The organism is Paenibacillus sp. ATY16 (assembly GCF_003399985.2).
Lineage (GTDB): Bacteria > Bacillota > Bacilli > Paenibacillales > Paenibacillaceae > Pristimantibacillus > Pristimantibacillus glycanilyticus.
This window is the reverse complement of sequence record NZ_NMOK02000056.1, coordinates 14275-32428: the sequence shown is the minus strand read 5'-3', so window position 1 is coordinate 32428 and position 18154 is coordinate 14275. Positions and strand designations below refer to the sequence as shown.

At 53.7% G+C, this 18154-nt stretch carries 20 protein-coding genes; 18 read left to right on the top strand and 2 right to left on the bottom strand.

Going from position 1 to position 18154, the window contains the following annotated elements:
• Nucleotides 1-49: 49 nt before the first annotated feature.
• Complete coding sequence (locus CFI03_RS29775; protein WP_127497128.1) at nt 50-256, bottom strand: DUF1657 domain-containing protein; 207 nt, start codon at nt 254-256, stop codon at nt 50-52.
• Nucleotides 257-443: 187 nt separating this feature from the next.
• Here CFI03_RS29775 and CFI03_RS29770 point away from each other — a divergent pair, with 187 nt between their 5' ends.
• The 7 genes from CFI03_RS29770 to spoVAE (CFI03_RS29740) all read left to right on the top strand — a co-directional run bounded on the left by CFI03_RS29770 (nt 444) and on the right by spoVAE (CFI03_RS29740) (nt 5195).
• The gene (locus CFI03_RS29770; protein ID WP_248762638.1) at nt 444-1304 is read left to right on the top strand and encodes a DUF421 domain-containing protein; all 861 of its coding nucleotides are present in this window, start codon (nt 444-446) and stop codon (nt 1302-1304) included.
• 27 nt (nt 1305-1331) lie between these two features.
• A complete protein-coding gene (gene spoVAC, locus CFI03_RS29765; RefSeq protein WP_248762637.1) occupies nt 1332-1817 on the top strand; it encodes a stage V sporulation protein AC in 486 nt (161 codons plus the stop codon).
• 2 nt (nt 1818-1819) lie between these two features.
• The gene (gene spoVAD / locus CFI03_RS29760) at nt 1820-2839 is read left to right on the top strand and encodes a stage V sporulation protein AD (protein WP_248762636.1); all 1020 of its coding nucleotides are present in this window, start codon (nt 1820-1822) and stop codon (nt 2837-2839) included.
• A complete protein-coding gene (gene spoVAE / locus CFI03_RS29755) occupies nt 2836-3186 on the top strand; it encodes a stage V sporulation protein AE (protein ID WP_248762635.1) in 351 nt (116 codons plus the stop codon). Before spoVAD (CFI03_RS29760) ends, spoVAE (CFI03_RS29755) begins: the two co-directional genes overlap by 4 nt.
• Nucleotides 3187-3328: 142 nt before the next feature.
• Nucleotides 3329-3823, top strand: coding sequence for a stage V sporulation protein AC (gene spoVAC, locus CFI03_RS29750; RefSeq protein ID WP_248762634.1), 495 nt, complete (start codon nt 3329-3331; stop codon nt 3821-3823).
• A 1-nt stretch (nt 3824) separates the two neighbouring features.
• Nucleotides 3825-4838 carry a stage V sporulation protein AD gene (gene spoVAD, locus CFI03_RS29745; protein ID WP_201001620.1) on the top strand — a complete coding sequence of 338 codons (1014 nt, stop codon included), beginning with the start codon at nt 3825-3827 and terminating at the stop codon, nt 4836-4838.
• A gap of 6 nt (nt 4839-4844) precedes the next feature.
• Nucleotides 4845-5195, top strand: a complete 351-nt coding sequence (gene spoVAE / locus CFI03_RS29740) for a stage V sporulation protein AE (RefSeq protein WP_015845598.1) — start codon at nt 4845-4847, stop codon at nt 5193-5195.
• A 57-nt stretch (nt 5196-5252) separates the two neighbouring features.
• On the opposite strand, the gene mprF is transcribed toward spoVAE (CFI03_RS29740), so the two are convergent.
• Complete coding sequence (gene mprF / locus CFI03_RS29735) at nt 5253-7892, bottom strand: bifunctional lysylphosphatidylglycerol flippase/synthetase MprF (RefSeq protein ID WP_248762633.1); 2640 nt, start codon at nt 7890-7892, stop codon at nt 5253-5255.
• A 267-nt stretch (nt 7893-8159) separates the two neighbouring features.
• Between mprF and CFI03_RS29730 the strand changes: the two genes are divergently transcribed.
• The 11 genes from CFI03_RS29730 (at nt 8160) to CFI03_RS29680 (ending at nt 18154) form a co-directional block, all read left to right on the top strand.
• A complete protein-coding gene (locus CFI03_RS29730) occupies nt 8160-9116 on the top strand; it encodes an AAA family ATPase (protein ID WP_248762632.1) in 957 nt (318 codons plus the stop codon).
• A gap of 4 nt (nt 9117-9120) precedes the next feature.
• Entirely contained in the window at nt 9121-10365 is a 1245-nt protein-coding gene (locus tag CFI03_RS29725; RefSeq protein ID WP_248762630.1) for a DUF58 domain-containing protein, read from the top strand.
• Nucleotides 10362-12635 carry a transglutaminase TgpA family protein gene (locus CFI03_RS29720; RefSeq protein WP_248762629.1) on the top strand — a complete coding sequence of 758 codons (2274 nt, stop codon included), beginning with the start codon at nt 10362-10364 and terminating at the stop codon, nt 12633-12635. The genes CFI03_RS29725 and CFI03_RS29720 overlap by 4 nt, the downstream gene beginning before the upstream one ends.
• Nucleotides 12636-12775: 140 nt before the next feature.
• The gene (locus tag CFI03_RS29715; protein ID WP_015845593.1) at nt 12776-13300 is read left to right on the top strand and encodes a YqeG family HAD IIIA-type phosphatase; all 525 of its coding nucleotides are present in this window, start codon (nt 12776-12778) and stop codon (nt 13298-13300) included.
• The gene (gene yqeH, locus CFI03_RS29710) at nt 13297-14421 is read left to right on the top strand and encodes a ribosome biogenesis GTPase YqeH (protein WP_248762628.1); all 1125 of its coding nucleotides are present in this window, start codon (nt 13297-13299) and stop codon (nt 14419-14421) included. The genes CFI03_RS29715 and yqeH overlap by 4 nt, the downstream gene beginning before the upstream one ends.
• A 20-nt stretch (nt 14422-14441) precedes the next feature.
• Nucleotides 14442-15323 carry a shikimate dehydrogenase gene (aroE, locus tag CFI03_RS29705; protein ID WP_248762627.1) on the top strand — a complete coding sequence of 294 codons (882 nt, stop codon included), beginning with the start codon at nt 14442-14444 and terminating at the stop codon, nt 15321-15323.
• 49 nt (nt 15324-15372) lie between these two features.
• Nucleotides 15373-15684 (top strand): ribosome assembly RNA-binding protein YhbY, encoded by a 312-nt coding sequence (gene yhbY, locus CFI03_RS29700; protein ID WP_015845590.1) that lies wholly within the window; start codon nt 15373-15375, stop codon nt 15682-15684.
• A 31-nt stretch (nt 15685-15715) separates the two neighbouring features.
• Nucleotides 15716-16306, top strand: coding sequence for a nicotinate-nucleotide adenylyltransferase (gene nadD, locus CFI03_RS29695; RefSeq protein ID WP_127497098.1), 591 nt, complete (start codon nt 15716-15718; stop codon nt 16304-16306).
• On the top strand, nt 16296-16868 hold the full coding sequence (yqeK, locus tag CFI03_RS29690) for a bis(5'-nucleosyl)-tetraphosphatase (symmetrical) YqeK (protein WP_248762626.1): 573 nt from the start codon (nt 16296-16298) through the stop codon (nt 16866-16868). Before nadD ends, yqeK begins: the two co-directional genes overlap by 11 nt.
• Before the next feature lie 3 nt (nt 16869-16871).
• Nucleotides 16872-17219: a ribosome silencing factor gene (rsfS, locus tag CFI03_RS29685; protein WP_127497094.1), complete on the top strand. Its 348-nt coding sequence runs from the start codon at nt 16872-16874 to the stop codon at nt 17217-17219.
• Nucleotides 17216-18154 (top strand): CvfB family protein, encoded by a 939-nt coding sequence (locus tag CFI03_RS29680; RefSeq protein WP_248762625.1) that lies wholly within the window; start codon nt 17216-17218, stop codon nt 18152-18154. The genes rsfS and CFI03_RS29680 overlap by 4 nt, the downstream gene beginning before the upstream one ends.

The window sequence follows — 18154 nt, the reverse complement described above, 5'->3', positions numbered from 1 at the left end:
AGAAAAATTGGCCGTGCGACTGTATTCGCACGGCCATTTTCATTCCCTCTTAGAAACCTACGTACTGCGGCTCTTCGTTTTCCAGCTCTTTTACGCGGCTGGCCACTTGATCGACGATGGTTTGCGTTTGTTGCGCCGCCTGCTCGAACATTTGCTTCGCAGCCTTGTTTTCAGTGGACAGAGCAAATTGCTCCAGGCTTGCCTGCGCGCTCTTTAAAGAGGCAACGCATGTTTTTACATCGGATGCTACGGTCATATCCAACACCTCCTTAAGAACTTGACAACAAAACTAATATGTCAGCCTTTGTCTTCTGGCATTCATGGGAATTAATAGAAATTGGACCTGAACCATTTTCCTGCTGTGGAAAATGGTTATTCGTGTTGGGATCTGCCTTTTGACAAATAATCTAAACGTAGAAACAAGCGACAGGGGGAAAAGAATTGTGCAGGACTGGTTAGAGGTTACTCTACGCACCTTACTGTCGATATTTGTCCTGTTCCTGCTTACAAAGTTAGTGGGTAAACGGCAAATATCCCAGCTTTCGTTTTTTGAGTACATTACCGGTATCTCGATCGGCAACCTGGCTGCATATGTATCGCTTGATCTTGAGGCAACCTGGTATTTGGGCCTGATCTCGCTTGGCGTATGGGTGGCGATTTCCATTGGCATTGAATTTTTGCAGCTGAAGAGCAAGAAAGTCCGCGATCTTATCGATAGCAAAGCTACCGTATTGATTAAGGGCGGCAAAGTGCTGGAGGACAACCTGAAGAAAGAACGGTTGACTTCCGATGAGCTTCTGGAGCAGCTGCGCAAGAAGGATGTCTTCCGCGTTGCGGATGTCGAATTCGCCATTATGGAGCCAAGCGGAGATATCAGCGTGCTGCTGACGCGGGAGAACCAGCCCATTACTCCTGCGCATCTCGGCATTAAGGTTGCGCCGGAACATGAACCTCAGACGGTTATCATGGACGGCAAAATCTTGGATGAGCCGCTCTCGACCGTTGGCCTTAATCGGAGATGGCTTGCAACCGAGCTCGAGACGATCGGCGTAACGCTCGAGAACGTCTATATCGCGCAGGTTGACGCATACCGTCAGCTGTACGTTGACCTTTACGATGACCATATTAAAGTTCCGCAGCCGCAGCTTAAAGCCGAGCTGTATGCCTTATTGAAGAAAATCGAAGCGGATTTGGAGTTGTTTGGTCTCTCGACGAAAAACAAAGAGGCTAAGCATATGTATGAACGGTGTGCGCAGGAAATGCGGCAAGTATTAAAGGAAATGAAGCCTCTGCTGCATCATTAACTACAGTAGTCAGGAGGTAAGGGGAACATGTCGAGCAATAAGAAGAAATTCACGCCGGTTCAACGGGAATATCAGGAGTTAGCCAAAAAACACGAGCCCAAGCGGCCCGTATTCATCAATTGCCTGAAGGCTTTTCTGGTTGGCGGTATCATTTGCATTATCGGTCAAGCCGTGCAGGAGATGTTTGTTCATTGGGCCGGCTTTGACGAGAAGAAGGCCAGCAATCCGACGGTAGCGGTCATGATCATTCTGTCGGTTGTCCTTACGAGCCTTGGCGTTTACGACAAAATCGCTCAATGGGCGGGGGCCGGCTCGGCCGTACCCGTTACGGGCTTCGCCAATACAATGTCGTCGGCAGCCATTGAGCACCGGAGCGAAGGACTTGTTCTTGGCGTAGGCGGTAAAATGTTCAAGATCGCGGGTCCCGTTATCGTATTTGGCGTCGTTGCGGCTTTTGTTGTAGGTCTGGTTCACCTGATCTTTAATCCTCATGCGGTTGGGGGAGGACATTAATCATGCTGAAAGGCCATCAAAGCTGGCTCTTTGAGAATCATCCCGTCATTGCCGGGACGGCTGCTATCGTCGGACCGTTTGAAGGACTAGGCCCGCTGGCGCATGATTTCGATATTGTCCACGGCGATCTCCGCCTTGGACAAGACAGCTGGGAGAAGGCGGAACGGACTTTGCTCGAGGAAGCGGCGAATCTGGCCATCGAGAAGGCCAAAATAACGAAAGAATCCATCAACTTTCTGGTGGGCGGAGATCTGATGAACCAGATCATCAGCTCCACGTTCGCCGCAAGAACGCTGCAAATACCGTATCTCGGCGTGTTTGGCGCTTGTTCGACTTCCATGGAAAGCCTTGCCATCGCGGCTAATCTGATCAATTCCCGTTCGGCTAAATACGTCATGTCCAGCGCCTGCAGCCATAATGCTACCGCCGAGAAGCAGTTCCGTTACCCGACGGAATACGGCTCCCAGAAGCCGCCGACTGCCCAATTCTCCGTAACGGGAGCGGGAACCTGCGTGTTGACTCAGCAAGGCGGCGGTCCGTATGTTACGTCAGCTACCATTGGGCGCGTCGTGGATATGGGCATCAGCGACCCGTTTAATATGGGGGCGGCTATGGCACCGGCTGCAGTGGATACGATACTGGCGCATTTCCGCGATTTTCGCATGGAGCCCGGTTATTATGATCTGATTGTGACGGGGGATTTATCCAAGGTTGGTTATGCGATTGCAAATGAATTGTTCGAAAAACATAAATTCCCCATTCATCAAACCGTCTATAAGGATTGCGGCATGATGATTTATGACTATGAGAAGCAGCAGGTGCAAGCAGGCGCCAGCGGCGCCGGATGTTCGGCAACCGTTACTTACGGCCATCTGCTCCGGCGAATGCGCGAAAAGGAGCTGAACCGCATTCTCGTCGTAGCGACAGGAGCTCTTTTATCGCCGATCTCCTTCCAGCAAGGAGAGACGATACCGTGTATCGCGCATGCGGTTTCCATTGAGAACGAGGTGAGGAAGCTATGATTTTCTTGTGGGCTTTTCTTGTAGGCGGCGCGATATGCGTGATCGGCCAAATCTGCTTTGACGTCTTTAAGCTGACGCCTGCTCATACAATGACTCTCCTTGTTGTGCTGGGCGCGATTGGGGACGGTGTCGGCATCTATGATCCGCTGATCAAATTTGCGGGCGCCGGCGCATCGATTCCGATTACAAGCTTTGGCAATGCACTGGTTCACGGTGCCTTGGACGAGATGAAGAAGACAGGCTGGATTGGCATCATTACCGGCATATTCAAGGTGACAAGCGCCGGGATATCCGCGGCGATTATCTTCTCCTTCATTGCCGCCTTGTTCGTTAAGCCGAAAGGTTAAACATACTTAGCTGTACGGACCTTCGCATCCCTGCGGAGGTTTTTTTATTGCCGATAGGGCATTTCGCCCTCCGATACATATCCTTTCTTCCGTTGACAAATAATGTACTTACCATGTGTACATAAAAAAGGAGTGTAACGTTATGGCAATAAAAAGCGCCGGAGGCGGAAAATACCGCAAAATGTCCATGTCGCCGAAGGAATATCAAGCCTTTGCGAAAACTCGCGAGCCTTCGCGTTCGATTTTCGGCAATTGCATTCGTGCGTTTATTATCGGCGGTGCCATCTGTGTGCTAGGACAAGCTATTCAGCAGCTCTTTATCCATCTGGCCCATATGAAGCCCGAGGATGCCAGCAATCCAACCGTTGCCGTGCTGATTATTATTTCCGTCATTTTGACGAGCATCGGGGTTTATGACAAAATCGCCCAGTTTGCCGGAGCAGGCTCCGCCGTGCCGGTAACCGGGTTTGCCAACTCCATGTGCTCCGCCGCGCTTGAGCATCGCAGCGAAGGGCTGGTGCTAGGCGTGGGAGGAAATATGTTCAAGCTGGCCGGCTCCGTTATCGTGTACGGTACCGTTGCGGCGTTTTTCGTCGGCATCGCCCATTTAATCTTTGGGACGGGTGGTGCTCATTAAGATGCTGCAGGGAAAACAAACATGGAAGTTTGAGAACCGCCCGGTCATTATCGGGGCGGCTACCGTTGTCGGTCCCGACGAAGGGGACGGACCGCTGGCCGGGGATTTCGATCTCGTGCATCCGGAGCTGGACATGCAGCAGAAAAGCTGGGAGAAAGCCGAACGGCTGCTGCTGGAGCAGGCATCGGAATTTGCCCTGAACAATGCCAAGATCGCCAAGGATCAGCTGCAGTTCTACGTCGGCGGCGACCTGATGAATCAGATTATTAGCAACAGCTTTGCGGCAAGAACGCTGGGCGTGCCTAATCTCGGCGTGTTTGGCGCTTGTTCGACCTCGATGGAGTCGCTCGCGATAGCTTCCTTAATGGTAAATTCGGGTGCCGGACAATACGTGCTTGCCGGGACCTGCAGCCATAATTGCACGGCGGAGAAGCAGTTCCGCTATCCGACGGAATACGGCGCGCAGAAGCCGCCTACCGCGCAGTATACCGTTACCGGCGCTGGCGCCGTTGTTGTTGCCGCCTCAGGCGAGGGTCCGGTCGTTGAATATGCGACGATCGGCAAGGTTATCGACCTGGGAGTCAAGGATCCGTTTAATATGGGAGCGGCTATGGCGCCCGCCGCCGTGGATACGATTCAGGCGCATTTTAACGATACGGGACGCACGCCCAAGGATTACGACCTGATTGTAACCGGAGATCTCGCTAGCGTCGGGCACCCGCTTGCCAAGGAGCTGCTCATCCGTGACGGGGTTCCCATGGATGAAACGACATTCAAGGATTGCGGATTGATGGTTTTTGACGTGGAAAAGCAGAAGGTGCAGGCGGGAGGAAGCGGCTGCGGCTGCTCGGCCGTCGTAACCTACGGCCATATCCTCAAAAAAATCGCCAAGGGGGACTTGAAGCGCGTACTTGTCGTTGCGACTGGCGCCTTGTTATCCCCGCTTTCCTTCCAACAAGGGGAGAGCATTCCTTGCATTGCACATGCCGTTGCGATCAGCGGCGGAAAGGAGTAGAGCAGCATGCAATTTCTATGGGCATTTGTTGTGGGAGGCGCAATTTGCGTCGTTGGCCAGCTGCTGTTTGATGTCGTGAAGCTGACTCCGGCACATACGATGGCTACGCTTGTTGTGGCAGGGGCTATCATTGACGGTCTCGGCTGGTATGAGCCGCTTGTCAGCTTCGCCGGCGCGGGCGCAACCGTACCGATTACCAGCTTCGGCAACGCGCTTGTGCACGGCGCGTTGACCGAGCTTCAAAATTCCGGCTGGATTGGCGTCATCTCCGGAATATTCAAAGTCACAAGCGCCGGTATTTCCGCGGCGATCATATTCTCCTTCCTGGCGGCGCTTGTCGTCCGTCCGAAGGGATAAAGGTAAAGCAGGCTTGCCGCATTGGGACAAGCCTGCTTTTTCTTTGCAGTACGATATTTATCTGCCGTTTCCTGTCCCGCGGGAAATCATTCTCGTTACTTGAACAATAAGTCTCAGGAAGAGGCTGTTCTGGGGAAAGGCCAGATAACGCGGTTCCCATTCCGGGTCGAACTTGTCCTTGAAGCGACGGATACCCTGGAATCCATAGAAGTGGCCTCCTTTTAGGAATACCCACCTCGCCAGCTGTTCCCCCCGGTACGAATAGACCGATTCCCCGACGCTCGATAGGGGCGCCATCCCCAGATTGAATATTTCGTAGCCCTCAGCTTTCGCCCATTGCAGCAGATGAACGAACAGGACATCCATAACGCCGCTGAGACCGTCACGATGGCGCATCAGGTCAATGGAGACGGATTTGTTGCGATCGTACACCGGCATAATGCTGGCAAATGCGGCGACGCGGTTCTCGTTATCCCGCAGAACGGCAATGGGAGCCAGCTCAAGGTAAGATTCGGAGAAGGTGCCCAGCGAGAAGCCCTTTTCCTTGTCGCCATCCAGCCATTCGTCGGATACCGCCTTAAGCTCGGATAACAGCATGGTACTGAATGGCGGCTTGACGATATCAAACGCAAAGCCATTCCGTTCATACCGGTTGCAAGCCGCCCGCAAATCCGCCTTTCGCCGGCCGGACAACTGGAATTGGTCTAATGGGACGATCGCTTCCTCTCCAAGCTTGAAGAACCGGTAGCCGTATTCATGATAAAGCGGCAGGTGTTCGGCTTTTACCTGGTAGAAGACGGCTGTCGCCGCGTAACGATCCGCGTAATCGCGGAATTGACGCACGAGCTTTCGGATGGAGGCAGGATCTCCGATCGGATCGCCGAGTGCCACAAGGGTTTTGCCAGTGCGGCCATAGGCGAGCACCGCTTGGTAGTCGGGCGTCCACATAAAGCTTTTATCGCCCATATACAGCAGATGGGTCAGGAAATTGCCGGGATGCTTGGCGAGCAGTTGCTCCAACCTTTCCCAATCCTGCGGCCCCGGTTTAGGGGCGGGCGGGAGGCTTGGCACGAATATTCTCCGGACCGTCAGCAGAATCCAGCTGACCGCGAGTGCAATGATGCCTTCGCGCAGCAGCTCTTCGTTCTTCAACGTATAACGGGCATGCCACTTGGCATGATGAAGCACGCCGGGCGGAAGCTCGTTGGTGGATATTCCGACAGACAGGTACAGCAGCATGACAACAAGCGAGATGCCTGCCCAGGCAATCGTTTTGCGCAAGGTGAAGATCGCTTCTTTCCGGTTGAACCTGTCTTTGGACAGCCATAAGAGCAGGCAGACGAATAGAAGGAAGATCGCTTCCTCGATTTCAAAGCCTTTCAGAATCAAAGCGAACGTACCGCCGATCAGCAGAATCATCGCCAGGAAATAAGCCCGTTTGACGCGGAAACGGATGCCCTCGGAAACCATCAGCATTAATAAACCTATGAGAACAGCCAATTGATGGGAGCCCTTCATCGTAAAAGGCGTTACGAACTGCTCGAGCAGGTGCATCCGGTGCCAGCTGCCCGGTGTGGCGGATGAGAGCAATAGCAGTATGCCGCTAATGAATACAAGAGCAGCCAGCGCCCAAGTGCTAATATCGCTAAGGACAGCCGTTTGGCTAGGCCAATTCCAGACCGTATGCCAGCGTTTGATAGCGGGCTTCAGAACCTGCTCCTGCGTTTGATTCCATCTTTCCTTATTCGGAATCCATTCCGTTGTCGCAAGCGCAAGCCCGATCGCCCACGGAAGGAAGCAATAAAAGATCCGGTAGAGCACAAGCACGGCCAGCCCCTGGTCGGGGGATAAGCCGAGATGCTGGAATGCCAGCAGGACGATCGCGTCAAAGGAACCGAGACCGCTCGGTACAAAGCTCGCAACGCCGGCAACGGCGGCCACGACAAAAATGCTCATCGCTTCCCGGAATCCGATAGGCAGATGCATCAAGTGGATAATCAGCCAGAAGGAAAGTCCAGCCATCAGCCATTCCGCCAAAGATGCCGTTATCATGCGAAGGGCCGGGGGTTTCGTCAAGGAAGCATCATCTTCCTGTTCCTTGTCGCTCAGCCCAAGCAGATTGCGGAGCCGGGGCAGTCTGCCGAGTAAAGCGAACAGCACCGCGTACAAGGCAATCAGGATGACGGCAAGATACAGCCAGAGATGATGGGCAAGCAAGCTGCGGTCATTCCAGACGCCAACAAGCAGCAAGATGGAGAGAATAGACAACCCGGTAAGGGCGGACAAGGACTGGTACACCAGCGACCGCAGCCATGCCGGGCCTTGAATGCCCCATTTGCGGTACAGCGTGATGCGAAGTCCTGCTCCCGTTAGCCCGGCAAAGCCCATGGCATTGTTGAAGGAATTGGCGATCCAGCTTATTTTGAACACGGCAGTCCAGGGCATTCGCGCCTGATTCCATCTGACTAGTATATAGTCGTATGCCGACATGACGGCAACCGCCAGGAAACAGGCGGCGGCAAGCTGGAAATGGTCGCTCCAGCGCAAATGCTTCAGCAGGTGAAGAGCCGCAGCCGGCTTGATCTCTTTGATGAAGCCGCTTGTTTGCGTATACAGAAAGAGAAGAATGGCAACGGGGAACAGCAGTTTGAATACGTTTTTGAACCGGTTAGTAAAGCGGGACAGATGAGTCAGCAAACGATGGCACCTTCTTAAGGGAAAGTTTTACGGCGAACAGAACCTTTTCGTTCCTTCGTTCGTCTAAAAGTGAAGATATTGCCAATATATCATATGAGAATACCGATTCCCACTTTTTGCGACAGAAGGCGACTCGGCGCCCGCGTTATGTGGAATCCTCCAATTTTTTTCGGCAGTTCGTTCATTTGTGCTACCCGAAGGTGCTGCTGTAAAATGGTACTAAATCCCCTTATTTTTTGCATCCATTATTCCGCAGGAGGTATGTCCATGGAAACACGCCTTGCCGATATGCAATTATGCACCTTAATCCTAAATAGCTTGAATGAATGTATCCTTGGAAAACAAAGCGAAATAGAACGTTTAATGATAGCCGTCCTTGCAGGCGGCCACGTATTGCTTGAGGATGTTCCGGGCACGGGTAAAACCCAGCTGGTGAAAGCGCTGGCGAGAACCATCGGCGGCCAATTCCGCCGTATTCAATGCAATCCCGACCTTCTCCCGACCGATATTACGGGCGTGTCGATTTATCATCCGAAGCAGGAGCAGTTCATATTCCGTCCGGGACCGGTCATGACCAACGTCCTGCTCGCCGACGAGATCAACCGGGCGACAACAAAGACGCAATCCGCCCTTCTGGAAGCGATGGAAGAGGGGCATGTCACCGTTGACGGCGATACGTATATGCTCCCTGCCCCCTTTATCCTGCTCGCTACGCAAAACCCGATCGATTTCGAAGGCACGTATTCCCTGCCGGAAGCCCAGCTCGACCGCTTTATGATGAAGCTGACGTTAGGCTATCCTAACGAAGCGGATGAGCAGCGGATGATTCTGGCAAGAGAGTCCGGCCATCCGTCGGACCGCTTGGAGCAGATTACTTCCATAGAAGATATCGAACGAATCCAGCACCAGGTACAAGCCGTTCATATCGATGATGCGGTCGGCAATTATTTGATTCAGCTTGTACGCGCTACGCGATCGCATCAGCATGTCCTGCTTGGCGCAAGCCCTCGTGCCGCAATAGCGTTATCGCGCGCGGCGAAAGCCAGCGCGTTCCTTGCCCAGCGTACGTTTGTCACTCCGGACGATATCAAGCAATTGGCGCCGTATGTTCTATCCCACCGTCTGCTGCTTCACACGGATGCAAGGATGAACGGTCTGCGGAGCGAAGATATTATCGCCGAGGTTCTGGAGAAGACAAAGGTTCCCGTAAGACTGGAGCGGTGATCCCATGAATGCGGTGAAAGAGACGAAGACCCGTAAACGCTGGAGGCTTATCGCAATCATTTATGGCGCCGCATTGCTTTATTTATTGTTTCAGGGCGGCAAAACGGCATTGATGCTGTTTATGATTTTGAACGTACTGCTGATTTATTTGGCTTTAGGCCGTTGGAGCGGGATCAGCCGCGTGTCCGGCATCCGAAGCTATAGGCAGACCGGGGCATCCGCTGGCAGCGACCATTCGCTCACGGCAGGCAGCACGCTGGATGTTCAATTATCGGTAAAGGTTCCCGGCGTTTATCCGATCCCTTATGTATTGGTCAGAGACAGGCTGCAGCGCCATAACGGCCAGCAGCTGCAGTTCGAAGCCTCTTTCGTCCCCGGCTTCAAGCGTTCCGGCGATGTACTTTACCAGACGCCGCCGCTTCAGCGGGGAGAGTACCGCTTCGTCACGACCGAATGCATTTCCCATGACATATTCGGCTTGTTCGAGCATTCCGGCCGGTTCGGCTCGGAGTCGGCATTCAGCGTGTTGCCTCAAATTGTTCCGCTGCGGCAATGGCATAGCATACAAAGCGGCTTCCGGGGGCCCTTCTCCCATGCCGCAGCTCCGCGTGCCGCAAAAGAAACGACGCAAATCAACGGCGTGCGGGAATATTTGTACGGCGACAGGCTGTCGCGGATTCACTGGAACGCAACGGCGAAGACGGGCGACTGGAAGTCGAAGGCGTTCGAGAGGGAGTCATTGCCTCGTACGCTTATTATTCTTGACCGATATGCCGGGGATTACCCCGCTCCGGGCGCGGAACGGTTCGAGCTGGCGGTATCTACAGCAGCTTCGCTTATTGACAGCGGCTTGAAGGGCGATACGGCTATCGGAATCATGTCTGCAGGCAAGAAGTTGACGATTCTCCCGCCCAAGTCCGGCGTGGAACAGCGCAACGCGCTAATGAAGCATTTGACCTTTGTAGACGCCGATGCCGAGCAAGGGCTGTACAAGTCTCTCGTGGCAGCCGACTCCCGGCTGGAGCCAGGCTCCTTCGCAATCGTGATTAGCGGAACTTCCGGCAGGGAAGCCATCCGTTCGATGGAGTGGTTGTCCCGTAAAGGACTTACGCCATGCCTGATGCATATCGGCGGCGACAGGCGGCTGGAGGAACAATGGCGCCTGATGATTCGCGGCAAGGGCTGGTCCTTATTCGAACTGAAGCAGCTGCAGGAGCTTCCTGCCGTGCTTGAAGGAGGCCGGGTATGAGCCTCTTGCCGCGTTTGTTTACTTTCTGCCGAACGGTGATAATCACGGTTACGCCGAATTGGTATACGAAGCTCTCGCAATTATTTATTGCTCTTATGCTTATTCATACAATCCGGATCTTTGAAGGCTTCTGGTGGAGCGAGACCTTCTACGCGGTCAGCTTCACGCTGCTCTTCGCTGTTGCTGCCGATTGGCTGCTGCCGCGAAGCATGCGGGTGCTGCGGATTGTTGTTCAATTGTTGCTTGCGGTAGGCGCGACGGCTTATTTTGCCGATCTGAAAAAAGTCGCATCCACGACCGTTCCCGATCAAGAGAACCGGCTTGGCGATTTATTCCGCACGTTGTGGGGGTATGCCGAGCAGCTGCATCCCTTTATATGGATTTGCGGAGCTCTGCTCGTTTTGTATATTATGTTTGATTTGTGGATTACAACAAGATTGCGCCTATTCGGATTTATAAGCGTCAATATTCTCGTTCTGACCATTGCGGATTCTTTTACTCCCATCTGGTTATGGGATGAAGTGGCCTGGATTGTCTTTTTGGGTCTGCTCTGGCTGGTGGCCAATCATCTGCATAAGCTGGCAAGCCATCATCCAAACAGCTGGAGGGAGCTTACGGAATATCCGCTGCAGCTGCTGATGCCAATCGTTATCGTATTGTCCGTGCTGATGACAGCCGGCATTCTGATGCCGACCGTATCGCCGATTATTCAAGATCCTTATACGATGTGGAAGGAATCGAAGGGCGAGACGGTTAACGTATTCCTCGGAGACAAAGGAATCGCAGCTCCCGTTGACGTGAGCAGCAGCAATACCAAGTCCGGTTACGGACGCGATGATTCGGAGCTTGGGGGCGGATTCGATTTTGACTATTCGCCCGTCATGACGATTACAACCAACCATCGGAGCTACTGGAGAGGCGAGACGAAAACGGAATACACCGGAGCGGGCTGGACGGTGAACGACGAGACGGAACGGAGCCGGTTAGCCTCGGTAGGGAAAGACTGGGAGCTGCCGCTCATCGAAGGACGCGAGAAGGCGGAGACGATGAAGGTGGACCAGCAGGTCAGAATGTCCAATAATAATATTTATCCGGTCTTGTTCGCCGCTTCTCCCATTACCGCGGTTCATTGGGTGGATGATCCGGATGCATCCGTATTGCCGAAAAGCTTAATGTGGGCGGTTAACGAGCAGGAGCTGATCTGGTCCGACAAGCCGCTGCGCAGATATCCGCAAAGCTATGCGGTAACCTCCGAAGTCACCATATTAGATGAAGAAGGACTTCGCAAGACGGAAGCCGAGCTGCCGGATCCGGCGGAGACGAAGCAATATTTGCAGCTGCCGTCTTCCTTGCCGGGCCGCGTAAGGTCGCTCGCCGTATCGCTAACGGCTTCGGCCGTGAATGATTACGACAAGGCGAAGCTGATAGAGACTTATCTCCGCCAGAACTTCATGTATACGAATGAACCGGATAAATCAAGGCTGACCGGAGACAGCAAGGATTTCGTCGACCAGTTCCTCTTCGAACTGAAGGAAGGCTATTGCGATTATTTCTCGACGTCGATGGCGGTCATGTCCCGTTCTATCGGGTTGCCTACCCGTTGGGTAAAAGGCTTCGCCCCGGGCGTGCTTCCCGTTTCGGAATATGTTCCTTCTGCCGGCGGGATTCCAAGCGAAGCGGAATTAAATCCGGATGGTGCGGGCACGTATACCGTCCGCAACTCGGATGCGCATTCCTGGGTAGAGATCTATTTCGCCGGCTATGGCTGGATTCCGTTCGAGCCTACGTCGGGCTTCACCTTCCCTTATTCCGTAACGGAAGTGCAGCAGGAAGCATTGCCGACGCCTACCGCAGCGGTTGATACCGATCCGGTACAGGAGGAAGTAACCGACAGCACGGGAAGCAATCATTCCGCTATCATCTGGGGCTCGGTATCGGCAGCTGTTCTTATCGTGCTTGTGCTTGTTATTATCCTGCTGCGTACGCCATGGATCCGTTCCAGATACCGGGCTTATTCCGGCAATGACCGGATTGTATGGGAGACGGAGAAGCTGCTTCGTCTCTGCCGGCGCAAAGGCTATGAGCGCGGGGAGCATGAGACGCTGCGCGAAGCGATTCAGAGATGGTCGCCTAGCCACAAGCGGCTGAACAATCTGTTCCGCGAAGTGCTCGATGAGTTCGAACGCGCGAAATACAGCTCCGTCCAGGCGACAAGTTCGGAGACCGACCGGTTTATTTTAAAGATCAAAGCGATTAAAGAGGAATTGTAGAAATTTGCGTATATTATATAGAAGGAAAATTCGCCGCTCGCATTGCGCGGGCGGTATTTCTTTTGCAACAAAATCCGAATATATGGTATAGTTTCGTAAGATAGCAGGAGATGAGCGAAAGTTCGAGGGGGCAAGGCAGCATGTTCGAAAGATTATTGCCGCATTTACGAGTAAATTCGGTGTACGATATTCAGCTGGACGAGTTATACAAAAAAGGTGTCCGCGGAATTATCACCGATCTTGATAATACGCTCGTTGGAGCGCGTGAGCCGCTTGCAACGCCACAGCTCACGACATGGTTGGAACAAGTTCGGGATTATGGCTTTAAAGTTGTCATTGTGTCGAATAATAACAGGACGAGAGTGTCCAAATTCGCCGATCCGCTGGGCATTCCGTTTATTCATGCCGCGCGCAAGCCGGCGAATAAAGCGTTCCATAAAGCATTGAGCGTGCTGGGGCTGCCCGTGGAGCAGACCGTTGTGCTCGGCGACCAGATGCTTACGGATGTACTCGGCGGGAAACGTATGGGCCTTTATACGATTCTGGTTACGCCGATTGCTCCTGCTGACGAAGGAATAATGACCCGCGTGAACAGAAGAATCGAGCGTTTTGTTCTTTCCCGTTTGCGTAAAAAAGGGACATGGTATGAGGGGGAGACCAAGTGAGAGAAGAGCAGCATAGTCAGTCGCATGCATGCGCAGGCTGCGGAGTTAAGCTCCAGACGGAGCATCCGGAAGAGTCGGGCTACCTGCCCGAAGCGGCGTTAAACCGGGAGCCGGTTATTTGCCAAAGATGCTTCCGTATTCGTAATTATAATGAAGCTTCATCGATAACGGTTGATCAGGACGATTTCTTGCGCCTGCTCGGCAGCATCGGGTCGACGGACAGCCTGGTTGTCCATATTGTCGACTTATTTGATTTTGAGGGCAGTCTCATTTCCGGTCTGCAGCGTTTTGTAGGCAATAATCCGGTTGTGCTGGTGGTTAACAAGGTTGATCTGCTGCCTCGTTCTGTAAATCTGAACCGTCTTCGGAACTGGGTTCAGAAGCAGGCGAAGGCGGAAGGGCTTCGCACGGTAGATATCGTGCTCTGCAGCGCCAAACGGAATATCGGCTTCGAGCATGTCATTGAAGCAATCGAGCATCACCGGAAGGGCCGCGATGTATACGTGGTTGGCGCAACCAATGTCGGCAAATCGACATTGATTAACCGTCTGATCCATGATTACAGCGATATGGAACGCGAACTGACGACTTCCCGTTACCCGGGCACTACGCTTGACGCGGTCCATATTCCGCTGGATGACGGCAAGTCGATAATCGATACGCCGGGGATCGTCTACCCTACCCGGATGACGGAGATCGTTCCGCGCGGCTTCCTTCAGGCTTTGCTGCCGGACAAGCCGATCAAGCCGCTGGTTTACCAGTTAAACGACCAGCAGTCGTTGTTTATCAACAGCTTGGTCCGGTTCGACTTCGTTGAGGGCGAACGTCAATCGTTTACGTTCTATATCTCCAACGCGCTTAGCGTACACCGCACGAAGCTGGAGCGGGCTGAACAACTGTACGCCGACCACCGCGGAGAGCTGCTTGGCGGTCCTTCGCGCGAAGAATTGGATGAAATGCCGGCTTGGACCCGCTATTCGATTCGCATTCCGCGGGGAGCGAAGAAGGATATTTTCGTATCCGGCATGGGCTGGATTCAGGCGAATGGCACTTCCGGCGCGATCGTGGACGTATATGCGCCTAAGGGCATTAAGGTCTTGCTTCGCGATTCGCTTGTATAGAAGAGAGGGGAACGGGAACATTGACGGTATCCGCGCTTGACAATGGGATTACGGGAAACCGGATTGACAGCCAGACGGTATTGTATGGCGTAATCGGAGATCCGGTTCGCCACTCGAAATCACCGATTATGATGAATCGCGCTTTTCGCGAGACGGGAATCAACGGAGCCTACATGGCTTTTCATGTTACGCCGGGCAAGCTTGGAGAATTTGTAGCTGGCATTCGGGCGATGGGCGTTCGGGGAGTCAATGTGACGATTCCCCATAAGCTGGATATTATGAAGTATATGGACGAGATTGACGCGGGCGCGCAGGCGATCGGAGCCGTCAATACGATTGTGAACGATAACGGCCGGTTGACCGGTTATAACACCGACGGAATCGGTTATGTCCGGTCCTTGAAGGAAGAAGCGGAGCCGGAGCTTGCGGGCAAACGGATTCTCGTCATTGGCGCCGGCGGCGCATCGCGCGGAATCGTGTACGCGCTCGCCGGCGAGCAGCCTTCGGGCATTACGATCGCTAACCGTTCGGTGGAGCGTGCCGAGGAGCTTGCGCAATCGTTCCGGTCACTGGCGGATATCCGGGCCATTGCAAACGATGAATTGCAGGCTGCATGCGGGGAAGCGGATATCGTTATTAACACAACCTCGGTTGGCATGCATCCTCATACCGATGCAACACCGATAGATGCATCTTGGCTGAAGCCGGGCGCCGTCGCAAGCGATCTAATCTACAATCCGCTGCGCACGAAGTTCCTGTTGGACGCTGAGCAGCATGGCTGCCGCGTGCACGGGGGACTCGGCATGTTTATTTATCAGGGGGCTTACGCCTTCGAATATTGGACAGGGCAGCCGGCTCCGGCAGCAGCGATGCGCGAGACCGTTTTGCAGTCCCTTGTCTAGTTCAACGCAACCATATCGACAACCTACAGAGATGAAAGAAGGAACTACCATGTTAACAGGCAAACAAAAACGTCACCTCAGATCGCTGGCTCATCATCTTCAGCCGATTTTCCAGGTAGGCAAAGGCGGCACGAACGATCAGCTTGTCCGTCACATTGAAGAAGCGATTGAAGTACGGGAACTGATCAAGATTTCGGTACTGAACAACTGCATGGACGATCCTAGGGAGATCGGCGCGGAAGTGGCGGAAGCTGCCGGTGCCGAGCTGGTACAGGTCATCGGAAAAACGATCGTTCTGTACAAGCAAGCAACGGAAGAGAAGTACCGCAAGATCGAGCTGCCTAAGGCTGCGGCGAAATAACGCCGTAACCGAAAAGGATGGGTAGCGTTTAATGAGCAAAATCGGCATTATGGGCGGAACGTTTGATCCGGTTCATACCGGACATCTGATTGCGGCCGAAGCAGCCCGTGACGGCTGCGGGCTGGACGAAGTATGGTTTATTCCGACTTATCAGCCGCCGCTTAAGGATAACGAGCCGGGTGCAAGCAGCAAGCTAAGACTTCAGATGGTCCAGGAAGCGCTCGGAGGAAACCCGGCCTTCAAAGTACTTGATATCGAGCTGGAGCGCGGCGGAATGAGTTATTCCATCGACACGGTGCTGGAACTGAAGAGGCGGTACCCGGATAAAGCTTTTTCCTATATTATCGGTTCGGACCGGATTAACGATCTGCCCAAATGGCATCGTATAGAAGAACTGGCGGAGCTGATTACCTTCATCGGGCTGGAGCGGGAAGGGACGGCGGTGAAGCTGGATGAACTGCCGGAATTCCTTCGTCGGCGCGTGACGATGGCGGACATGCCGCCGATCGGCATATCGTCCACGGAGATCCGAAGCAGAGTGCATGCGGGGCGTTCGATTGCTTATCTGGTGCCGGACACCGTTCATCAGTTTATAAAGGGGAGAGGGCTTTATGAATCGTGAACAAATGATCGAATCGGTCAAATCGCAAATGCCGGAGAAGCGCTGGAAGCACGTGGAAGGGGTTATGGAAACCTCGATTATCCTTGCCGGACGGTTTGGGGAAGACCCGGTAAAAGCGGAGCTTGCGGCCATTCTGCACGACGTGGCCAAATATTGGCCGATTGCCAAGATGGAGCAGATTATTCGGGAGCAGCAGCTTGACCAAGGCCTGCTGAACCATGATAAGGCGTTATGGCATGCCGAGGTCGGCTACTGGGTAGCCGAGCATGAATACGGCGTAAAGGATCGGGAAGTACTGGATGCCATCCGGTATCACACTTCCGGGCGTGTAGGAATGACCAAGCTGGACAAAGTGGTTTGTCTGGCCGATTATATGGAACCCGGACGGGACTTTCCCGGGGTCGACCGCATTCGCGAACTGAGCGAGACCAGCCTCGAACAGGCGCTAATCGCGGGTTTTGATTCTACGATTTCTTTCCTGCTCGAGAAAGGAAATCGGATTTATCCCCTTACGGTGGAATCCCGCAATGACTTAATTGAACAGCAAAAACAAGGAGGCTGAGCTATGACCGTACATTCGGATGAATTGCTGCAAATTACGGTGGCGGCTGCGGAAGACAAGAAAGCGCATCGCATCGTAGCATTAAACTTGAAAGAAATCTCGCTGGTGGCCGATTATTTCGTTATCTGCCACGGTAATTCGGATACGCAGGTACAAGCGATTACGACTGAAATCCGCAAGCAGGCTGAAATGCGCGGCGTACGCGTAAAAGGCATCGAAGGCATGGATTCGGCGCGCTGGGTACTGATTGACCTTGGCGACGTGATCGTCCATGTGTTCCATCGCGATGAACGCGATTATTATAATATCGAACGCCTGTGGTCCGATGCGAAGGTAGTGGAATTCGCATGAGTCTGACAGCCGGCACGATTGTAACTTTAAGGGTGGCACGCGAAGTGTCGCCCTACGGCTATTTCCTGACCGATGAAGAGTCGGAGGTGCTTCTGCACTATACCGAGCTGGTAGGCAAGAAGCCGAAAATGAACGATGAGGTAGAAGTCTTCATTTTTTATGATTCCGAGGACCGGATTGCCGCAACGATGAAGCGTCCAAAGCTTCTGCTTGGAGAGATGGCGCGCCTGAAGGTTGCCGACGTGCATCCGCGTCTCGGCTGTTTCCTGGATTTTGGGCTTGGACGGCAGCTGCTGCTTCCGATTTCCGAGCTGCCGGAGAAGGTGGAGTTCCGTCCGCTGCCGGGCGACGAGGTCCATGTTGTGCTTGGTCACGACAAAGCCGGACGATTGCTCGCCAGAACGGCTGGCGAGGACGAGCTTGGACCGCTCGTATTCGAGGCTCCGCAGTCTTGGCGCAACCAGTGGGTGGAAGGCTGGGTCACCAAATCGCTGCAGATGGGCTCGTTTGTGCTTGTTGACGGCGGCGTGGTTGGATTTGGCGTATACGGACTGATTCCGGCACCCGAGCGCGTCCGTCCGCTTCGCCTTGGCGAGCGGGTATCCGCGCGGGTAACGTTCATCCGAGAAGACGGACGCGTAAATCTGTCGATGGCGAAGCTGAAGCAGGAAGGGCGGCTGGAGGATGCGGACCGCATTCTGGCGTTCCTGAAGGAGCGCCCGGGCGGCGGCATGCCTTATTCCGACGAAACGCCTGCGGACACGGTCAAACAGCGCTTCGGCATCAGCAAATCGGCTTTCAAGCGCGCTTTAGGGAAGCTGATGAGGGATGGTCTGATTACGCAAAAAGGAAGCTGGACTTACCTGGCGGATCCGGCCAAAGCGGACAATGCCGGTTCGGATGCCGCTGCATCCGCCAAGCCGTCGGAGGAATAA

Bases quoted from the DNA above. Each gene is read 5' to 3' on its own strand.
- CFI03_RS29775 (WP_127497128.1), bottom strand. From the start codon at position 256: ATGACCGTAGCATCCGATGTAAAAACATGCGTTGCCTCTTTAAAGAGC.
- spoVAC (WP_248762637.1), top strand. From the start codon at position 1,332: ATGTCGAGCAATAAGAAGAAATTCACGCCGGTTCAACGGGAATATCAG.
- spoVAD (WP_248762636.1), top strand. From the start codon at position 1,820: ATGCTGAAAGGCCATCAAAGCTGGCTCTTTGAGAATCATCCCGTCATT.
- spoVAE (WP_248762635.1), top strand. From the start codon at position 2,836: ATGATTTTCTTGTGGGCTTTTCTTGTAGGCGGCGCGATATGCGTGATC.
- spoVAC (WP_248762634.1), top strand. From the start codon at position 3,329: ATGGCAATAAAAAGCGCCGGAGGCGGAAAATACCGCAAAATGTCCATG.
- spoVAD (WP_201001620.1), top strand. From the start codon at position 3,825: ATGCTGCAGGGAAAACAAACATGGAAGTTTGAGAACCGCCCGGTCATT.
- spoVAE (WP_015845598.1), top strand. From the start codon at position 4,845: ATGCAATTTCTATGGGCATTTGTTGTGGGAGGCGCAATTTGCGTCGTT.
- CFI03_RS29730 (WP_248762632.1), top strand. From the start codon at position 8,160: ATGGAAACACGCCTTGCCGATATGCAATTATGCACCTTAATCCTAAAT.
- CFI03_RS29725 (WP_248762630.1), top strand. From the start codon at position 9,121: ATGAATGCGGTGAAAGAGACGAAGACCCGTAAACGCTGGAGGCTTATC.
- CFI03_RS29720 (WP_248762629.1), top strand. From the start codon at position 10,362: ATGAGCCTCTTGCCGCGTTTGTTTACTTTCTGCCGAACGGTGATAATC.
- CFI03_RS29715 (WP_015845593.1), top strand. From the start codon at position 12,776: ATGTTCGAAAGATTATTGCCGCATTTACGAGTAAATTCGGTGTACGAT.
- yhbY (WP_015845590.1), top strand. From the start codon at position 15,373: ATGTTAACAGGCAAACAAAAACGTCACCTCAGATCGCTGGCTCATCAT.
- nadD (WP_127497098.1), top strand. From the start codon at position 15,716: ATGAGCAAAATCGGCATTATGGGCGGAACGTTTGATCCGGTTCATACC.
- yqeK (WP_248762626.1), top strand. From the start codon at position 16,296: ATGAATCGTGAACAAATGATCGAATCGGTCAAATCGCAAATGCCGGAG.
- rsfS (WP_127497094.1), top strand. From the start codon at position 16,872: ATGACCGTACATTCGGATGAATTGCTGCAAATTACGGTGGCGGCTGCG.
- CFI03_RS29680 (WP_248762625.1), top strand. From the start codon at position 17,216: ATGAGTCTGACAGCCGGCACGATTGTAACTTTAAGGGTGGCACGCGAA.